The organism is Chryseobacterium sp. RU37D, from assembly GCF_900156075.1.
GTDB lineage: Bacteria > Bacteroidota > Bacteroidia > Flavobacteriales > Weeksellaceae > Chryseobacterium.
In genome coordinates this window covers 95391-114301 of the sequence record NZ_FTMM01000005.1, presented here as the reverse complement: position 1 = coordinate 114301, position 18911 = coordinate 95391, and the positions used below count along the sequence as shown (strand labels likewise).

The following is an 18911-nucleotide window of genomic DNA, read 5'->3' as shown; positions in this document are numbered from 1 at the left end:
TCAAAGTAAGTTACAGAGCATAGTTTAAAGCTTTCTATAACATACAATGAACAAAAATTAATAAAAAGAATTGAAAATCAGGTGTAAAAAAGCATATAATATAAGCTATTTTTATACTTTTGCAAAAAATTAGAAAATTATGTACTGGACATTAGAATTAGCTTCATACTTAAGTGACGCACCTTGGCCAATGACAAAAGCAGAGCTTATTGATTACGCAATCAGAACTGGTGCACCTATGGAAGTAGTAGAAAATCTTCAGGCTATCGAGGATGAAGGAGAGATTTACGAATCTATTGAAGAGGTTTGGAGTGATTATCCAACGGATGAGGACTTCCTTTGGAACGAAGATGAATATTAGCAAAGTAATAAGCTTTAGGCAGTAAGCTTGAAGCTTATTTCCCTTTTTAAATATTAATTGACACGATATACGTGCTAGTAAAAACGCCTAAAGCATAAAGCTTAAGGCATAAAGCAAATTAAAAAATGAGTTTTTTAAACAAAGTTCTTAAAGGGTTTTTGGGAGACAAAAAAGCGCAGGACCTAAAAGAAGTAAAAAAAGTTGTAACAAAAATCAAAGCTGTTGAACCAAGCATTCAGCAATTGTCTGACGATGGTTTAAGAGAGAAAACTGCTGAGTTTAAAGAAAATATCAAATCTGCAACCAGCAAAATCACAGCTCAAATAGAACAGATCCAAGAGCAGATAAAGAATTCAACAAACGTTGATGAAAAAGAAGCTCTTTTTTCAAAGATTGAGACTCTAAAGAAAGAATCATACGAAATTGAAGAAAAAGTTCTTCTTCAAATTCTTCCCGAAGTTTTTGCTTTGGTGAAAGAAACAGCAAGAAGATGGGCTCAGAATGGAGAAATCAGAATCAAGGCATCCGATTGGGACAGACAATTGGCTGCTGGAGGAAAAGATTTCGTAGAAATTCAAGGAGATCAAGCTGTTTGGAAAAACTCATGGGATGCTGCCGGAACACCCGTAAACTGGGACATGGTACATTATGATGTACAGTTTATCGGAGGGGTAATACTTCACAGCGGTAAGATTGCCGAGATGGCTACCGGTGAAGGTAAAACTTTGGTGGGTACGCTTCCGATATTCTTAAATGCGCTTCCGGGAAGAGGAGTTCACGTTGTAACAGTGAATGACTACCTTGCGAAAAGAGACTCGGCGTGGATGGGTCCATTGTATCAGTTCCACGGAATGAGCATCGATTGTATTGATAATCACCAGCCAAACTCAGACGGAAGAAGAAAAGCATACAATTCAGATATCACTTACGGTACAAATAACGAATTCGGTTTCGATTATTTGAGAGATAACATGGTAACTTCACCTTCAGAACTGGTACAAAGAGAACTAAACTTTGCTATCGTGGATGAGGTTGACTCTGTTTTGGTAGATGATGCAAGAACACCATTAATTATTTCGGGACCTGTTCCACAAGGAGACAGACAGGAATTTGATGTTCTAAAACCTTCTATCGACAGAATCGTTGAAGTTCAGAAAAAAACCGTTTCAGCTATTTTTAATGAATCGAAAAAATTAATCGCAGCAGGAAACACAAAAGAAGGAGGATTCAAATTGCTTCAGGCATACAGAGGTCTTCCTAAGAACAGACAATTAATTAAATTTTTATCGGAAAGCGGAAACCGTGCATTGCTTCAGAAAGTGGAAGCTCAATACATGCAGGACAACAACCGTGATATGCCAATCGTAGATAAAGATCTTTATTTTGTAATCGAAGAAAAGAACAATCAGGTGGATCTTACAGACAAAGGTGTTGAATACATGTCTCAAGGAAACTCTGACCCTAATTTCTTCGTTCTCCCAGACATCGGAACTGAAATCGCTGAACTGGAAGCTAAAAATTTATCTAAAGAAGAAGAATTTGAAGCTAAAGAAAGACTTTTCTCAGATTTCGCTGAAAAGTCCGAAAGAGTCCACACCATGAGCCAATTACTTAAAGCATACACATTATTCGAAAAAGATGATGAATATGTAGTAATTGATGGTGAAGTAAAAATCGTTGATGAGCAGACCGGCCGTATCATGGAAGGAAGACGTTATTCAGATGGTCTTCACCAAGCGATTGAAGCGAAAGAAAACGTAAAAATAGAAGCTGCAACCCAAACTTTTGCAACCATTACGCTTCAGAATTATTTCCGTATGTACAACAAACTTGCGGGGATGACAGGTACAGCTGAAACAGAAGCGGGTGAGCTCTGGGAAATCTACAAATTGGATGTTGTGGTAATCCCTACTAATCGTCCGATTTTAAGACATGACAGACAAGATTTAGTTTATAAAACTAATAGAGAAAAATATAACGCTGTAATTGAAGAAGTTGAAAAATTAACATCAGCGGGAAGACCGGTTCTTGTTGGTACAACTTCAGTTGAAATTTCTCAATTATTATCAAAAGCTCTACAATTAAGAAAAATTCCTCACCAGGTACTTAATGCTAAGCTTCACAAAAAAGAAGCAGAAATCGTTGCAGGAGCAGGTCAACCAGGAGTTGTAACTATTGCAACAAACATGGCAGGCCGTGGTACAGATATCAAGCTTTCTAAAGAAGTAAAAGAAGCTGGAGGTTTAGCAATTATCGGAACAGAAAGACACGATTCAAGACGTGTTGACAGACAGCTGAGAGGTAGAGCGGGACGTCAGGGAGATCCGGGAAGTTCTCAATTCTATGTATCCTTGGAAGATAACCTAATGCGTCTTTTCGGTTCTGAAAGAATTGCTAAAATGATGGACAGAATGGGTCATAAAGAAGGTGAAGTTATTCAGCATTCTATGATTACCAAGTCTATCGAAAGGGCTCAGAAAAAAGTAGAAGAAAATAACTTCGGAATCAGAAAAAGACTTCTTGAATATGATGACGTGATGAACAAGCAGCGTGACGTGATCTACAAGAGAAGAAAGAATGCGTTGTTTGGAGATCACCTGAAATATGACATTACGAACATGATTTTCGATGTTGCCAATTCTATTTCTGCGAAAGGAAAAGCTACAGGAAATTATAAAGATTTCGAATACGAGATCATCAAAACCTTCACAATGGAATCTCCTGTTTCTGAGAACGATTTCAAAAATAAAAATATTCAGGATTTGACGAATATTTTATTCAAAGCAGCTCAGGATGATTACAATATGAAGTTGAAGTTATTGAAAGATAAATCATTCCCGATTATTGAGAATGTATATCAAAATCAAGGTTCGATGTTCAAAATGATTCAGGTTCCTTTCACGGATGGTCACAAAACAATGACAATCGTTGCAGATCTTAAAGAAGCTTATGATACGCAGTGCGAAAGTTTAGTTAATGATTTTGAAAAGAATATCACTTTATCAATCATCGACGAAAACTGGAAACTTCACCTTCGTGAAATGGATGACTTAAGAAGATCTTCTCAGGGAGCTGTTTATGAGCAGAAAGATCCATTGATAATTTATAAACAGGAATCTTTCCACTTATTCAGTGAAATGATAGATAAATTAAATAAAGAAATTATTTCATTCTTGTACAAAGGAGAAATTCCCGCATAAAAAAAATAATTAATTCATAATATAAAACCCGCAACAACCTGTATTGTTGTGGGTTTTATTATTTATTGTATAACAATTATATGATAAATATCAATCTGTTTTTTAATTTAGAATAATTAAAAACAATATATTTGCAGAAAATTTGACTTTCATGAAAAATGTACTGATCTGTGCCTCTTTGTTGGGTTCTATGCTAAGTTTTGCCCAGGAAAAAAAGGATACTGTTAATTCTAAAAATATAGAAGAAGTGATCATCAATAGAATGGTGAAAAAACTTGATACAGAATCTTCCAACAAAATGCCGGTGAAATTCATCGAAAATCCTCAAGTGTATTCTTCTATCGATAAAGGGATTTTGGAAAATGAAAATATTTTCACTGTAGATGATGCTTACAGAAACGTAACCGGTTTACAGAAAATGTGGAACCCCACAGGAAGAGCCGGAGATGGTGGTTCGTTCTTTGTTTTAAGAGGTTTCCCTTCTCAGGCATCTACGAGAAATGGTGTAGTGGCTCCCGTTACTTCTACCATTGATGCAATCAACGTGGAAACATTGGAATTCTTGAAAGGTCCTGTCGGCACACTTTACGGAAGCAACGTAGCTTCTTATGGTGGTCTTATCAACAGAGTGACTAAAAAACCTCAGCAAAATTTCTTTGGTGCTGTTTCGGCTTCTGCAGGAAGTTATAATACGTACAGAGCAACGGCGGATGTGAATGCTCCGATTACAAAAGACTTACTTTTCCGTGTAAATACGGCATATACAAATGAAGGAAACTTCACAAAAACTGACGCGAAAAATCAATACACCACATTTGCACCGAGTTTGACTTGGAATGTTTCCGACAAAGTTCAGTTGAATGTAGATTATGAATTGTTCGACAATAGAGTAACGGCAAACCCATACTTCTTTTATCTTTCTCCGAAAGCATTGAACGGAATTGATAATATGAAAGATTTGGAAAAAGCGGCAGGCTTGAATTATAAAGAATCTTATACCGGAAATGATTTGTACATGACTGCAAGAAATTCTAATGTTTTCGGAAATGTGAAGTGGAAAATCAATAATAACATTACTTCAAATACTTACATCAATAATTCTGATTCTTATTCAGACGGTTACAATCCGTATTTTTCGATTGCTTACACAGGAGGACAATATTTGGTTGCAAGAGCAGATCAGTCTACAAATGACAGTAAAAAATCTTGGTTCCAAATTCAACAAAACTTCAACTTCAATTATGATTTTTCAAACGGAATGAAAAACAGAACAGTTGTTGGTTTTGATTACATGAGAACAACGGAAAGATTACGTTATAAGTATTTAAATTCTAATTTTGATACTGTGTCAGCTTCAGGCGCAGATTATTCCGGAATGAATGCTGCTGCTTTGACTGCGCTTTATGCTGACACAAATAAATTTTCAACCTACGATTATTTGAGCGACCTGAATACCTATTCAGGATATATTTCCAACTTATTTACTCCGATTGCCAATTTGCATATTATGGCAGGACTTCGTTATGAAAACAACGATTATTTGGGTGGAATGAACGGGACAAATGCAGAGAAAGCCTATAACCAATCTGCATTCTCTCCAAAAGCAGGTATTGTTTATGAAATCGTAAAAGATAAATTCTCAGTTTTCGGAAATTATCAAAATTCATTTAAATCAAACGGATATTATACTTCTGACACAGCGGGAACGACCACTTTATCAGACCCTGAAAGAGGAAATCAGTTTGAAGGAGGTTTTAAAACAAGTTTATTTAACAACAGATTCAATGCAACGGTTTCTTACTACAATATTAAAGTGAAAAACCAATTGCTTTATACCGGAGAATATGCCCCAGGCTTTGTTTCAGTTCAGAAACAGGCAGCTTCTACACTGAGCAAAGGTTTCGAGTTGGAAGTAAATGCATATCTTGTAAAAGGATTCTCTTTAGTCGGAGGTTTGGCTTATAATGATACTGTAGATGAAACTACTAAAACAAGACCAACAACCGCAGGTTCTTATTGGAATGCGAATTTCAACTTGGCATATCAATTTGTTGACGGAAAAATAAAAGGTCTTGGATTCGGATTTGGAGGCAATTATGCAAGTGATAATAATGTAACCGGAGATTTTATTTTACCAAAATATTTTGTTTTAAATGCCTATGCGTTTTACGATGCAAAGAAATTCAGAATCGGGATTAAAGTGGATAACTTCACCAATGAACATTATTGGACAGGATATTCTACAGCGAATCCACAAAAACTAGCCAACTTCTTAGGAACAATCGTATATAAATTTTAATAAAATAAATAAAAGCTAATTTTTCCCGGCTAGCTTTTTACTCTGAAATAGATGCATCATAAAAAAACCTTCATTTGCAAAAAATTAGAAATCAAGTTGTTTTTTATAAATATTTAGGAAAACTATTATCAAACCTCATCAGGAATTTAACAACACAGAAAAATATGCCAATCCCAATTATGACATTCACATAGGACTTATTTCGGGTTGGTTGAAAAATTCATTTTTATTCTTTGCACATCATAATACATAACGAGATTTTTAACATAGCTAGGGGGAAAAATAAAACAAGAACCTCTACTTCTGATACTATCACTAACCTTGAATAAAACCGATCATAGTTAACAATTATGAATTGGGAGCAACGGGACAGATTGCAAAATGGATCAATTATGAAGTAACGTCTTATATAAGTACATCAAAATTAGGAGTCCCTTTCATTCAAAGTCCAGAGAGCCCCGGAAATTGCATGGTTTTGAAAGACTCCTATACTTCAATCCGACAAGATGAATCAATTTCGGGGAAGCTACAGCCTGATGAAAGGAATTACATCTCCGAAACAACAGCAGAATTTCTGCGTAGAAAATTTTGCCTTAGCTTCAGGTAAGACCTACTCAGAAGTTATCTGTCGGTTTGGATATGCTTTATGCGCTTGAGCAAGACAAACAATTTGTATTTCGAAATTAAGTGAAATCCCTTTGTCTATCTTAAAAATCAACCGCAAACATTAAAAAAAACTTCGTCTAGCCTTGCGATTAAAAAAAATTTAAACAGTATAAATCAGTGCAATTTATAAATATTCTAAATAATAATTAAACCTTATCTTTACCGAACTTAAAGAAAATATGAAGAAAAAACATCACAAGAAAAAACCAAGCACATTAAAAAAATGGATCGGAAAACTGCATTTGTGGTTCGGTTTGAGCATCGGATTTTTAATCTTCATTATATCTATTACAGGAGCTTTATATGTTTTCAAGGATGAAATTGAAAATGTTACCAGAAAAGATGTTATTTTTCATAACGAGCAAAATATAGGTCACAAACAGGTGCTTCCAATCCGTACTTTGGAGAAAGCTGTAGTGGAACAGGTGAAAGAAAAATACCCTGTTCATTGGGTGAGTATTCCGATCGATAAAAAGATGTCTTATCTTTTTTATTGGTACGAACATGACCCAAAAGGGTGGAATTATTTTGACGAATTTCCAATCTACAAAGTTGCTTATGTGAACCCATACAACGGAAAGGTTCTAAGAACATACGACGAAAAAAACAGCTTCTTTCAGATTGTAAAAATGATCCATTGGAGCTATCTTCTCAAACAGGAATGGGGAACCTATCTTGTCGGGATTCCAGTGATTATATTTGTCATCATGTTGATTTCCGGGATTATCCTCTGGTGGCCAAAAAACAAAGCAGCCAGAAAACAGCGCTTTTCTTTCAAATGGAAAAATGTAAAAAGCTGGAAAAGAAAAAATTATGATCTTCATAATATCTTAGGATTTTATGCTTCTATTTTTGCTTTAATATTTTCATTAACAGGCCTTTTTTATGCCTTTTTTGCCGTTCAGGCCACTTTTTATTTTATCTTTTCGGGAGGAAAAACCACATATCCCGATTTTTCAGATATCAAAACTAAAGCTCCAATTGAATTGAGAACAGAAGGAACTTTAGACAAAATCAGCAATACCGTAAAAGCAAAATATCTGAGTTCTTACGGTTTTTCGATCGATCTTGGCCACAAACATATTGACGATCATAAACATTCGAATTTTGAAGTTTATGTGAAGCATTTATCATATTCTTATCACAAAAGCAGCAGCCTTATTTTTGATGAAAATTCCGGGGAGCTGCTACATACTCACGACATGAAAGATAAAAATTTTGGCGAAAAAACTGTCGGAGCCAACTTTGACATCCATGTCGGGTCTATTTTAGGACTTCCTACAAAGATCATCGCCTTTATCGTAAGTCTCATATGTGCCTCTTTACCCGTGACAGGTTTTATGATCTGGTGGGGAAAAAGAAAAAAGAAAACCATAAAGGCAGCCTGAAAAAAAAATTTCAATAATTATCTAGTTAATAATCCATTAATACAATCTTTTTTATAATTTTATCCTTTTAGAATTTTAGAATAGAAATGTCATTAATCGATTTATCAAAAAACGTTGCCCTAGGAATTGACATAGGCGGAACGAATACGAAATTTGGAGTTGTAAACCACCGGGGAGAAGTTCTTGAAAAAGGTAGCATTCGCACAGATGCCTACAAAAAAGTTGAAGATTTTATCAATGCATTATACGAAAATGTTCAGCCTTTAATCGAAAAACACGGAAAAGAAAAAAACTTTGATGGGATAGGAGTAGGTGCTCCCAACGGAAATTATTATAATGGAACGATAGAACAGGCTCCTAACCTGCCTTGGAAAGGAGTTATAGAGTTTGGTAAAATGATGGAAGCCAAATTTAATATACCTTGTACCATAACCAACGATGCCAATGCGGCCGCAATTGGGGAAATGCTTTTCGGTGCTGCCCGGGGGATGAAAGACTTCATCATGATCACTTTAGGAACAGGTGTAGGAAGCGGTATCGTAGCTGGTGGTAAATTAATTTACGGACATGATGGCTTTGCAGGAGAACTGGGTCATACCATCGTAAAACCGGGAGGAAGAAAGCACTGGAGCACCGGCTCAGAAGGAAGCCTTGAAGCTTACGCATCCGCAACAGGAATTGCCATCACGGCAAAGAAAATGAGAGCAGAGTTTCCGGAATCCATGCTTAATCAGTATCCTGAGGACGAAATTAATTCTAAAACGGTTCATGAATGCGCCTTAAAAGGCGATCCTATTGCCATTGAAGTCTTCAGGTATACAGGGCAGAAACTAGGGGAAGCATTGGCAAATTTTGTGATGTTTTCTTCTCCGGAAGCTATTCTTTTATTTGGAGGAGTAATTAAAGCGGGAGATTTTATTTTAAAACCTGCAAAACTTTATATGGAAAGAAATCTTCTCCCTATTTTCAGAAATAAAGTGAAATTGGTTTTCAGTGAACTGGACGAAGCCGATGCTGCTATCTTGGGAGCAAGTGCTTTGGTTTGGGAAAAGTAATTGAATACTATTTAAATAATATTGAGTATCCTTTTTGAAAGGATGCTTTTTTGTTTTTACTCTCGTTTTTGCAAATCTAAGGAGCCTCTCGAAGCATCTTTAATAATAAAGTTTGGACATTGATTTTAATATTAAGTCTCACTTAAAAATAATTTGTCTCATCTATCATTATAATTACATTTAAAAGACCTGAATAATTATAATTTGAAAAACTTTTTCCTATTTTTGGTTAGTTTTTTTCCATTATTCTACTTTTTAAAAGAGATTAATTTAAATACAATAATCATCCAATGGATAACAATAGTTTAGAACAAATTACGTTCGGAGGCGGGTGCTTTTGGTGTGTGGAAAGCTGCTTCAACATGCTGAAAGGTGTAAAGTGTGCTATTTCAGGATATTCCGGAGGGCATAAAGAAAATCCGACTTATGAGGAAGTTTGCACAGATGAAACCGGACATGCGGAAGTGGTACAGATTACTTATGATTCGGCAATTATTTCTTATGAGCAATTAATGGATGTTTTCTTTTTCCTTCACAATCCTACCCAACTAAACAGACAAGGCAACGACATCGGAACGCAATACCGGTCAGTAATTTACTATAAAAATAACGCTGAAAAGACAAAAGCTGAAGAAGCCATAGAAAAATCCAAACAATCCGGAAGATGGCCGGGAACTTATGTGACAGAAGTTACGAAATTCGACAAATTCTGGCCAGCTGAACAATATCACCAGGGTTATTACAACGAGAATCCCACACAGCCTTATTGTAGTGCTGTTGTTGGTCCTAAAATCCAGAAATTCAAAAAATATTTCGAAGAATTGGGTATGTTGAATGAGGAATAATTTTAAATATCTTAAGCTTTGGCTAAAGACAGATTGATTTTATAATCTTACTTAAACGAGCTATAGCCCGTTGCTATCGATACAAAATACTATAAAAAATAAAAGCAAAGAATTTTTCTTCACTGTTTAAACATTTCTGTATGCAAAATATCATCTTCTAAATATTTTTTTCCGGTATCTTTAAAACCAAATTCAGAATAGAATTTCAACAAATAATTCTGTGCAGAAATCCTAATTTCTGAAGTTTGAAACCGGTTTTCAATAGTTTCAATGGCATATTTTATTAAAAGTTTTCCTAAGCTTTTCCCCCTCGCCATTTCGGTAGTAAGAACCCTTCCAATGGATGTTTCCTTATATTTTATTCCTTTGTTAAAAACCCGACAATATGCCAAAATTTCTCCATTTTCCTCCGCCCAGAGATGAACTGCTTTCTGATCATAGTTATCCAAATCTGGATAAGGACAGTCTTGTTCAATTATAAAAACATCAATTCTTGCCTTTAAAACGGCATACAGTTCCGGAACGGTAAACTCATCGAAAGTTTTAATTTTCCAAATAATATTACTCATCGAAATTTATATTATTTTGTACCAAAAAATCATTTGTTTTTTCAATAAAATGAAGGATTTCCTCGCACCCTTCTTTCTTTTCGGCAGAAGTCACATATATTTCAGGTAAATCTTCCCAGGTTTTGTGAAGCTCCGTTTTGTAATCTTCCACATTTTTAATTGCTGCATTCGGCTTCAATTTATCCGCTTTTGTAAAAACAATTGAAAACGGTACACCACTTTCCCCACACCATTGTATAAATTCCATATCAATCGTTTGAGGTTTGTGCCTTGAATCCACCAGTACAAAAAGATTTACCAGATTCCTTCTATTGAGAATATAATTTGTAATAAGTTTTTCAAAATCTTTTCTGATAGATTTGGAAACTTTTGCATAACCATAGCCTGGCAAATCAGTCAGATACCACTGCTCATTTACTAAAAAATGATTAATAAGCTGGGTTTTCCCCGGAGTCTGTGAAGTTTTAGCCAGATCTTTATGATTCATCATTGCATTAATGAGTGACGACTTCCCAACATTAGACCTTCCGATAAAAGCATATTCTGGGATTATAGCTTCAGGGCAATCCTGCCATTTTCCGCTGCTCTTTACAAACGTTGCTGTTTTAATAATCATTTTCTGAGTTTTTTTAGAAAAACAAACCATTAAGAAAAGCTCTTAATGGTCATTATATTTTATTTTAAACTTTATCTTTTAGCCAGCCATAAAGAATTTCATTGAATTCATCTGGCTTTTCCATCATTGCAGCATGTCCGCATTTATCAATCCAAAACAAATCCGAATTTGGGATAAACTTGTGCATATCTTCTGCTACTTCAGGAGGTGTTACATTATCCTGCTTCCCCCAGATCAAACATGTTGGCGTCAGAATTTTAGGAAGATCATTCAGCATATTGTGCTTGATGGCGCTTCTTGCCAGCATTACGGTTTTGATGCCCTTCATCCTGTCATTCACAACCCCGAAAACCTCGTCCACAAGATCTTCAGTGGCAATGGCAGGATCATAGAAAACTTCTTCCGTTTTTTTCCTGATATAAGAACGGTCATTCTTTCTTGGAAAACTATCTCCAAAAGTCCTTTCATATAAACCAGAACTTCCTGTAAGAACCAAGTTTTTAATTAAATCCGGTCTTGCCAATGTCAAGATAAGTCCTACATGCCCTCCCATGGAATTTCCTACAATCGTTACAGGTCCTTCTATATGGGTTTCTATAAACTTGGCTATATATTTTGCAAGAGTTGTAAGATTAGTATTAAGTACCGGCAAATCGTAGATTGGCAACTGAGGAACATATACTTTAAATCCCCTATCCGAAAAAAAATCCACCATCTTATCGAAATTACTCAACCCACCCATTAATCCGTGCAGTAGCACTAATGGATGTCCTTTTCCCGCCTCTATAAAGGTGTATTTCTTTTCTTTTTTTGTACTAAATATCATATAATGCCTTAATAAAGCCTTGCAAAAATACAAATTAAACCTCAAAAATATTTTGATTACCCTAATTTAAAATAAAAATAATATACCAAGCCTTTTTTTATTCACTTTTTTATGAATGCGTTTTGTATGGAATAAATAATACTTTCCACAACAATCACCATATCAATAAATTATAGCCTTGAAATTCAATATTTAATAAAACTTATTAACATTAAGTCAAAAAGTGGGAAAAAGTGGGAGATTTTGGAAATTATTATATAAATTTGCTCCAAATGAAGAGTTTCATTGGAACATATGAGTGTAAAATTGACGACAAAGGCCGACTAAAAGTTCCTTCATCTTTAATCAAACAGATGGAAAACTTTGACGACAAGGTATTTGTAGTCAAAAGATCTGTGTTCCACCCCTGCCTGGAAGTTTATCCTATGAATGCATGGGATAAAGTGATGGGCAAAATTAATAAACTGAACAGATTCATTAAAAAAAATGCTGATTTCATTAGAATGTTTACAGCAGGAGTAAAAACAGTAGAATTGGATAATGCGGGAAGATTACAGATACCTAAAGACCTGATGCATTTTGCAAATCTTCAAAAGGATATTGTGATTACGAGCGCAGGAGAACTGTTTGAAATTTGGGATAAAGAAGCCTATGAGAAGGTAATTTTCATTGATGAAGCCGATTTTGCCAGCCTTGCCGAAGATGTGATGGGCACTTTCGATGAAGAATAACCACACGACTAATAAATAAAAGCGATAAAAAACACAACTAAGCATGTATCATAACCCCGTTTTGTTGAAGCAAAGTGTAGATGATTTGGTGACGAATCCGGACGGAACGTATGTGGATTGTACTTTTGGTGGTGGCGGTCATTCCAGAGAAATATTAAGCCGGCTTTCGGATAAGGGAAGATTGTTTAGTTTTGATCAGGATCTGGATGCTCTTAAAAATACAATTGATGATCCGAGATTCACATTAGTTAATCAGAATTTCAGGTTCCTGGAAAACTCTTTGTTAATATACGGTGTTTCTCAGGCCGATGGTATTCTGGCAGATCTTGGGGTTTCATCACATCAGTTTGATGAAGCAGAAAGAGGTTTCTCCACAAGAAGCAACGCTCCTTTGGATATGAGAATGAATGTCATGCAGAATCTTGATGCCAAAAGAGTCATTAATGATTATGAAGAAGAAGAGCTTGCCGACATTTTTTATCACTATGGAGAGTTGAGGGAAGCAAGAAAACTTGCGCGGGAAATCGTTCATCACAGGAAAACAAAAAGCATAGAGACCACAGAGGATCTGAAAAAGCTGTTCAGCTATATTCCTCCTCATAAGGTTAATAAATTTTATGCCCAGCTGTTTCAGGCAGTAAGAATTGAGGTGAATCAAGAGCTGGAAGTTTTAAAAGAAATGCTGATTCAGGCCTATAAGGTTTTAAAACCGGGCGGAAGACTGGTAGTAATTTCTTATCATTCTTTAGAAGACAGACTGGTAAAAAGATTTTTAAAAAACGGAATGTTTGAAGGCGAGCCTGAAAGAGACATTTACGGAAATTATAAAAAAGCATTTGAATTGGTGAAGAGCAAAGCGATTATCCCAGATGATAAGGAGATCGAAGAAAACTCCAGAGCCAGAAGTGCAAAAATGAGAACAGGAATAAAAGTATAGTTTTTGGGGTCATTGTTGATCGTTGTTGGTTTAAATCCAGCAACAAATAACAAGAAACTATCAACAAAAAACAAATGGCAAAAAGAGCAACAACAAATCGCCCTCAGAAGAGATTAACTTTTATAGACATTATAAAAGGAAATTTCCTAAACCGTGATGAGATCAAAATACATTATAAGTATTTTCTGTTGTTGTTTATATTAATGATGGCAATGATTTACAGCAATCATCTCGTCAACAAGAAGATTAAAATCGTTAATGCTTTAAAAGAAGAAACAGAAGAATATAAATCGCGAAACGCTTACGCACAAAGTAAGCTGATAAAAGTAAAAATGGAATCGGAGTTGGGGAAAGAAGTTGCACGGGACTCTTTGATGACCCTGGAAAATCATCCCCATAAACTGCTAATAAAACTGGACAGTACAGATGCAAAAACCAAATGAATACGATAACAAACGTAAAAAAACGTTGAGATGGGGCTACCTCTTTGCAGTGGTGGCTTTGTGCGTGTTTGTAATGTTTTTGGCGAGGATCGTGATCCTCCAAAACACTAATGTTCAGGAAATTAAAGACGATTACATTAATAAAAACTATCGTGAAGCTACTCTAAAAGCTGCCCGTGGAAATTTATTCGCTTCAGACGGCTCTATCCTTGCTACCACTGTGATGCGTTACGACATTTATCTGGATTTCAAAACAATGAAAGACACTGTTTACACCAACAACATCGGTGCTTTAACAGATTCTTTAAGCAAAATGTTTGGAAAATCGAGGGGTGAATTCAGAAAAAAATTCGACGAGCAGAAAAAAAAGAAAAACCAATATTTTACTTTGGTGAAAGGGCTTGATTTCGATCAATACGACAGAATCCGAAAGTTTCCAATCTTTAAAAAAGGAAAAAATAAAGGAGGTTTCATCGTTGACAGAAACTACAAAAGAGAGCTGGCCACCTCAGAAATCGGAGCCGGAACCATCGGTATGGATAACGGTGAATACAGTTCAGGACTTGAAGGAGCTTTCTCAAAATATTTAAGAGGAACCGATGGAAAAAGATTGGAGCAAAGAATCAACTCGTCACAGTGGAAACCAATTGATTACTGGAAAGTTCAGGAACCTGTTGATGGAGAGGATGTTTATACGACTTTAGACCTTAGAGTTCAGGATATTGCACATTCTGCTTTGGAAAAGCAGCTGATCAATTTTGAAGCAAAACATGGAACCGTGATTGTGATGGAAGTTGAAACGGGAAAAGTTCGAGCAATGGTTAATTTAAAAAGAAATGAAGAAGGAAATTATGAAGATTCCTACAATTATGCTTTAAAAGATAATATTGAACCGGGTTCTACCTTCAAAACAATTTCGCTTTTAGCAGCAATGGATGACGGTTTCATCGATGAAAATACAACTGTAAATGTAGGAAACGGTGTTTGGGTATACGCAAAACAAAGAATTTCAGACGGGCACGGAGGCGGAACTTATGAAATTAGTGATGTGTTGGCAAAATCTAGTAACGTAGGGACGGCAAAACTAATTACAAAATATTACGCCGACAAACCTCAGATTTTCCTGGATCATTTGAAACGTTGGAAATTATTCGACAAAATGGATATTGAGCTTCCGGGAATTACAAAACCGAAAATCGTAACTCCTCAAAATAAAAGATGGAATGCCGCAACACTGGCTTCAATTGCCTATGGATATTCCTCAAATATCAATCTATTACAATTGGCAACTTTCTACAACGGAGTCGCTAATGGCGGCAAAATGCTGAAACCCCTATTCATTGATAAAATCATGAAGGACGGCAAGATCATATACAATGCAAAGCCTGAAGTAATGGTCAATAAAATGGCTTCCGAAAAAGCTATTAAAATGATGACCAGTGCCCTGACGAAAGCCGTGGAAAAAGGAACAGGAAAAAGTATCTTCACACCGAACTTAAAAATGGCCGGAAAAACAGGAACCGCAAGATTCGAATATTGGCTGCCCGGTCCGATGAAGTACCGTGCATCATTCGCAGGATTCTATCCGGCTGATAATCCGAAATATACGTGTTATGTGATGATCAGCGAACCGAATACAGCAAAAGGATTTTATGGAGGGACAGTTTCTGCGCCGGTGTTTAAAGAAATTGCAGGAAAAACATTCTTAAAAACACCTCAAAACATTGAAAAAGAAATGCTTGTCGACAAAAAGGTAAACCTTAACAAAATGGTTGAGCCGAATGTGAAAATAGCAGTCAATAATAAACAAATGCCAAGTGTAGTCGGATTAATCGGTAAAAACGTAATCCCGCAACTGGAAAATTTAGGATATCGTGTAGACTTTAAAGGAGTGGGAAGAATTACCGAACAATTCCCGCTAGAAGGCACAACGATCAGTAAAAACCAGAGAATTTATTTGTCTCTGCAGAATTAAATAAGAAGAGTCCTGAAGGGACGATTTAAAACAGAATAGGATGAAAATCCTATTAAAAAAAATGCAAAAACGAATCCGAAGAGTTCAATATCAATAGCCATAAGTGAAACTTATGGACTTATGGAATCAAAAAGAACGATTAAAAAATATAAAGCATCAAAGAAATGCAATTAATTGAATTATTGAAAAGAATCCCAGTTTTAGAAATTCACGGTGACGACACCCGTGAGGCTTCAGAATTGGTATTCGACAGCAGAAAGGTTACGGAAAACTCTTTGTACATCGCAATGAGAGGAACGGTTGTGGATGGACATTCATTTATTGCATCTTCGGTTGAAAAAGGAGCCACAGCAATTGTTTGTGAAGAATTTCCTGAAAGTTTAAATGAAAATGTTACGTATGTTAAAGTAAAAGATTCATCTAAAGCTTTAGGACAACTGGCTTCTAATTTCTACGGAAACCCTTCTGAAAAATTAAAATTAATCGGAGTAACAGGAACCAACGGAAAGACTTCTGTTTCTACCCTTCTTTTTGATGTATTTAAAAACCTAGGTTACGATTCCTCTTTACTTTCTACGGTTGAAATTAGAATTGGGAATCAAATAATTCCGGCAACACACACGACTCCGGATGTCATTACAATCAATAAAATTTTAGCCCAGGCCGTTGAAGAAGGCTGCGAATTTGCCTTTATGGAAGTAAGTTCCCATGGAATTGCTCAAAACAGAATCGAAGGGCTTCATTTCAAAGTGGCAGGATTCACCAACCTGACTCACGACCACTTAGATTATCATAAAACTTTTGACGAATATTTAAAAACGAAAAAAAGATTTTTTGATGAGCTTGAAGGTACAGCCGTTGCCATCACCAATGTGGATGATAAAAACGGAAATGTCATGCTTCAAAACACAAAGGCGACGAAAAAGTCTTATGCTTTGAAAACAATGGCTGATTATCATGGAAGATTATTGGAAGTGGATTTCAACGGAATGCTGCTTAATTTCAACGGAAAAGAATTCTGGACGACACTCACAGGCAAGTTTAATGTTTATAACCTGCTACTGGTTTTCGGAATTGCTTCTGAGCTTGGTTTTGAATCAGACGAAATTTTACAGGCGATCAGTAAATTAAAAAGAGTTTCAGGAAGATTTGAAACCTTCAAATCAGACGGCGGAATTTTCTTCATCGTAGACTATGCACACACTCCGGATGCTTTGGAAAACATCCTGGACAGCATTAATGATATCAGAACAAAAAACGAAAGATTAATCACTGTTTTTGGTTGCGGAGGAGACAGGGATCACTCCAAAAGGCCTGAAATGGGCAATATTGCAACGAAAAAATCAACGTTGGCGATCATCACTTCAGACAACCCGAGAACGGAAGATCCCGCAGCAATCATCAAGGAAATTGAAGCAGGCGTTGAACCTCAGAACTTCAGCAAATACACTTCAATCCCGGACAGAAAGGAAGCCATCAAAATGGCGATAAAGTTTGCAGAACCGAAAGATATTGTTCTTGTAGCCGGAAAAGGCCACGAAACATATCAGGAGATTAATGGTGTGAAGCATCATTTTGACGACAAGGAAGTAATTAATGAGCTTTGGAAATTAATGAGTAAGTAAAAATTTAAATTAAAAGATTTAGAAATTCAGAGATTAAGGTATTACGAATTTCTAAATATCTCAATCTCTTAATCTTTAAATTAAATAAAATGTTATACTATCTATACGAATATCTAACCAGCCAGGGAATCCATGTTCCGGGATTAGGACTGCTGAAATACATTTCCTTCCGTGCAGGAATGGCTGTTTTATTTTCATTAACCATTGCTCTTGTTTATGGAAAAAGGATCATTAATTACCTGAGAGCTAAACAAATGGGAGAATTGGTTCGTGATCTTGGACTCGACGGCCAAAAGCAAAAAGAAGGAACTCCTACCATGGGAGGTCTTATCATTATTTTAGCTACAATTATTCCTGTGATGCTATTCACCAGAATTACAAACGTTTACATCGTCCTTTTGCTGGTTTCCATGCTTTGGATGGGCGCAATTGGTTTTATTGATGATTACTTAAAGAAGATTAAGAAAAATAAAGACGGATTAAGCGGTAAATTCAAAATTGTAGGGCAGGTCGGATTAGGTCTAATTATAGGAGTTACAATGTATTTCCATCCTGATATTACCGTTAAAAGAAAATATGCCGATGCAAAAGTAGTGAACAGAAATAATGTTGAGCAAAACTTCATGCCTACGGAAAAAATCACTGTTTCTACAGTTCCTTTTGCTAAAAATAATGAATTTGATTACAGCGGGATCTTATTCTGGATGAATGATAAAGATGCTCATGAGTGGGCATGGATCGTTTTCATCCCGATTGTGATTTTCATTGTAACAGCCGTTTCCAATGGCGCTAATATTACAGACGGAATCGACGGACTGGCAGCAGGTACAAGTGCTGTTATCCTGCTTACCCTAGCACTTTTTGCCTATCTTTCCGGAAATATCATTTTTGCGGACTACCTCAACATTATGTTCCTTCCGAATATGGGTGAAACCACCATTTTTGCCGTTGCAATGGTGGGTGCGGTTATCGGTTTTTTCTGGTATAATACCTATCCGGCACAGGTTTTCATGGGTGATACGGGAAGTTTAATGCTGGGAGGGGTAATCGCCGTTTTAGCGATTATTTTAAGAAAAGAATTACTGATTCCCATTTTATGCGGAATCTTTTTAATCGAAAACCTATCTGTAATGCTTCAGGTTGCGGTTTTCAAATACAGAAAGAGAAAATTCGGGCTGGAATATGCCCAAAACAACAGATTGTTTAGAATGTCACCATTACACCACCATTATCAGAAAGGCGGTTTCCACGAAAGTAAAATCGTAAACAGAATGATAATCATCGGGGTAATTCTGGCTATTGTATGTCTCATTACATTGAAGATGAGATAGAAATCAACAGTAAGCAATAGGCAGAAAGCATCAGGCTTAAAGCT

Annotated in this window: 16 protein-coding genes; 13 read left to right on the top strand and 3 right to left on the bottom strand. The window is 36.0% G+C overall.

Annotation, left to right across the window (positions count from 1 at the left end; translation table 11 throughout):
- The first annotated feature begins 139 nt into the window (after positions 1-139).
- The 7 genes from BW926_RS03935 (at position 140) to msrA (ending at position 9814) form a co-directional block, all read left to right on the top strand.
- A complete protein-coding gene (locus BW926_RS03935; protein WP_002662059.1) occupies positions 140-361 on the top strand; it encodes a DUF2795 domain-containing protein in 222 nt (73 codons plus the stop codon).
- A 125-nt stretch (positions 362-486) separates the two neighbouring features.
- The gene (gene secA / locus BW926_RS03930; protein ID WP_076444375.1) at positions 487-3561 is read left to right on the top strand and encodes a preprotein translocase subunit SecA; all 3075 of its coding nucleotides are present in this window, start codon (positions 487-489) and stop codon (positions 3559-3561) included.
- 151 nt (positions 3562-3712) lie between these two features.
- Positions 3713-5860 carry a TonB-dependent siderophore receptor gene (locus tag BW926_RS03925; RefSeq protein WP_076444373.1) on the top strand — a complete coding sequence of 716 codons (2148 nt, stop codon included), beginning with the start codon at positions 3713-3715 and terminating at the stop codon, positions 5858-5860.
- Between the two features lie 506 nt (positions 5861-6366).
- On the top strand, positions 6367-6516 hold the full coding sequence (locus BW926_RS14325; RefSeq protein WP_179077976.1) for a hypothetical protein: 150 nt from the start codon (positions 6367-6369) through the stop codon (positions 6514-6516).
- A gap of 189 nt (positions 6517-6705) precedes the next feature.
- Positions 6706-7914 carry a PepSY-associated TM helix domain-containing protein gene (locus tag BW926_RS03920; protein WP_076444371.1) on the top strand — a complete coding sequence of 403 codons (1209 nt, stop codon included), beginning with the start codon at positions 6706-6708 and terminating at the stop codon, positions 7912-7914.
- A gap of 86 nt (positions 7915-8000) precedes the next feature.
- On the top strand, positions 8001-8969 hold the full coding sequence (locus BW926_RS03915; RefSeq protein WP_076444369.1) for an ROK family protein: 969 nt from the start codon (positions 8001-8003) through the stop codon (positions 8967-8969).
- A gap of 290 nt (positions 8970-9259) precedes the next feature.
- On the top strand, positions 9260-9814 hold the full coding sequence (msrA, locus tag BW926_RS03910) for a peptide-methionine (S)-S-oxide reductase MsrA (protein ID WP_076444367.1): 555 nt from the start codon (positions 9260-9262) through the stop codon (positions 9812-9814).
- Between the two features lie 119 nt (positions 9815-9933).
- On the opposite strand, the gene BW926_RS03905 is transcribed toward msrA, so the two are convergent.
- From BW926_RS03905 to BW926_RS03895, 3 genes are all read right to left on the bottom strand, one after another.
- Positions 9934-10383: a GNAT family N-acetyltransferase gene (locus BW926_RS03905; RefSeq protein ID WP_076444365.1), complete on the bottom strand. Its 450-nt coding sequence runs from the start codon at positions 10381-10383 to the stop codon at positions 9934-9936.
- Positions 10376-10999, bottom strand: a complete 624-nt coding sequence (gene yihA, locus BW926_RS03900) for a ribosome biogenesis GTP-binding protein YihA/YsxC (RefSeq protein WP_076444451.1) — start codon at positions 10997-10999, stop codon at positions 10376-10378. Before yihA ends, BW926_RS03905 begins: the two co-directional genes overlap by 8 nt.
- 64 nt (positions 11000-11063) lie before the next feature.
- Positions 11064-11825 (bottom strand): alpha/beta fold hydrolase, encoded by a 762-nt coding sequence (locus BW926_RS03895; protein WP_076444363.1) that lies wholly within the window; start codon positions 11823-11825, stop codon positions 11064-11066.
- Between the two features lie 272 nt (positions 11826-12097).
- On the opposite strand from BW926_RS03895, the gene mraZ reads away from it, so the two are divergent.
- From mraZ to mraY, 6 genes are all read left to right on the top strand, one after another.
- Positions 12098-12556, top strand: coding sequence for a division/cell wall cluster transcriptional repressor MraZ (gene mraZ, locus BW926_RS03890; protein WP_076444361.1), 459 nt, complete (start codon positions 12098-12100; stop codon positions 12554-12556).
- A 43-nt stretch (positions 12557-12599) separates the two neighbouring features.
- Positions 12600-13493 (top strand): 16S rRNA (cytosine(1402)-N(4))-methyltransferase RsmH, encoded by an 894-nt coding sequence (rsmH, locus tag BW926_RS03885; RefSeq protein ID WP_076444359.1) that lies wholly within the window; start codon positions 12600-12602, stop codon positions 13491-13493.
- Positions 13494-13567: 74 nt separating this feature from the next.
- Positions 13568-13936 carry an FtsL-like putative cell division protein gene (locus tag BW926_RS03880; protein ID WP_076444357.1) on the top strand — a complete coding sequence of 123 codons (369 nt, stop codon included), beginning with the start codon at positions 13568-13570 and terminating at the stop codon, positions 13934-13936.
- Entirely contained in the window at positions 13920-15911 is a 1992-nt protein-coding gene (locus tag BW926_RS03875) for a penicillin-binding transpeptidase domain-containing protein (protein WP_076444355.1), read from the top strand. Before BW926_RS03880 ends, BW926_RS03875 begins: the two co-directional genes overlap by 17 nt.
- A gap of 164 nt (positions 15912-16075) precedes the next feature.
- Positions 16076-17536, top strand: coding sequence for a UDP-N-acetylmuramoyl-L-alanyl-D-glutamate--2,6-diaminopimelate ligase (locus BW926_RS03870; RefSeq protein WP_076444353.1), 1461 nt, complete (start codon positions 16076-16078; stop codon positions 17534-17536).
- Between the two features lie 89 nt (positions 17537-17625).
- Positions 17626-18867, top strand: coding sequence for a phospho-N-acetylmuramoyl-pentapeptide-transferase (mraY, locus tag BW926_RS03865; RefSeq protein ID WP_076444351.1), 1242 nt, complete (start codon positions 17626-17628; stop codon positions 18865-18867).
- Positions 18868-18911 lie beyond the last annotated feature (44 nt).

What these genes read in the sequence shown, in the direction of transcription:
- BW926_RS03935 (WP_002662059.1), top strand. Translation starts at nt 140, where the DNA reads ATGTACTGGACATTAGAATTAGCTTCATACTTAAGTGACGCACCTTGG.
- secA (WP_076444375.1), top strand. Translation starts at nt 487, where the DNA reads ATGAGTTTTTTAAACAAAGTTCTTAAAGGGTTTTTGGGAGACAAAAAA.
- BW926_RS03925 (WP_076444373.1), top strand. Translation starts at nt 3,713, where the DNA reads ATGAAAAATGTACTGATCTGTGCCTCTTTGTTGGGTTCTATGCTAAGT.
- BW926_RS14325 (WP_179077976.1), top strand. Translation starts at nt 6,367, where the DNA reads ATGAATCAATTTCGGGGAAGCTACAGCCTGATGAAAGGAATTACATCT.
- BW926_RS03920 (WP_076444371.1), top strand. Translation starts at nt 6,706, where the DNA reads ATGAAGAAAAAACATCACAAGAAAAAACCAAGCACATTAAAAAAATGG.
- BW926_RS03915 (WP_076444369.1), top strand. Translation starts at nt 8,001, where the DNA reads ATGTCATTAATCGATTTATCAAAAAACGTTGCCCTAGGAATTGACATA.
- msrA (WP_076444367.1), top strand. Translation starts at nt 9,260, where the DNA reads ATGGATAACAATAGTTTAGAACAAATTACGTTCGGAGGCGGGTGCTTT.
- BW926_RS03905 (WP_076444365.1), bottom strand. Translation starts at nt 10,383, where the DNA reads ATGAGTAATATTATTTGGAAAATTAAAACTTTCGATGAGTTTACCGTT.
- yihA (WP_076444451.1), bottom strand. Translation starts at nt 10,999, where the DNA reads ATGATTATTAAAACAGCAACGTTTGTAAAGAGCAGCGGAAAATGGCAG.
- BW926_RS03895 (WP_076444363.1), bottom strand. Translation starts at nt 11,825, where the DNA reads ATGATATTTAGTACAAAAAAAGAAAAGAAATACACCTTTATAGAGGCG.
- mraZ (WP_076444361.1), top strand. Translation starts at nt 12,098, where the DNA reads ATGAAGAGTTTCATTGGAACATATGAGTGTAAAATTGACGACAAAGGC.
- rsmH (WP_076444359.1), top strand. Translation starts at nt 12,600, where the DNA reads ATGTATCATAACCCCGTTTTGTTGAAGCAAAGTGTAGATGATTTGGTG.
- BW926_RS03880 (WP_076444357.1), top strand. Translation starts at nt 13,568, where the DNA reads ATGGCAAAAAGAGCAACAACAAATCGCCCTCAGAAGAGATTAACTTTT.
- BW926_RS03875 (WP_076444355.1), top strand. Translation starts at nt 13,920, where the DNA reads ATGCAAAAACCAAATGAATACGATAACAAACGTAAAAAAACGTTGAGA.
- BW926_RS03870 (WP_076444353.1), top strand. Translation starts at nt 16,076, where the DNA reads ATGCAATTAATTGAATTATTGAAAAGAATCCCAGTTTTAGAAATTCAC.
- mraY (WP_076444351.1), top strand. Translation starts at nt 17,626, where the DNA reads ATGTTATACTATCTATACGAATATCTAACCAGCCAGGGAATCCATGTT.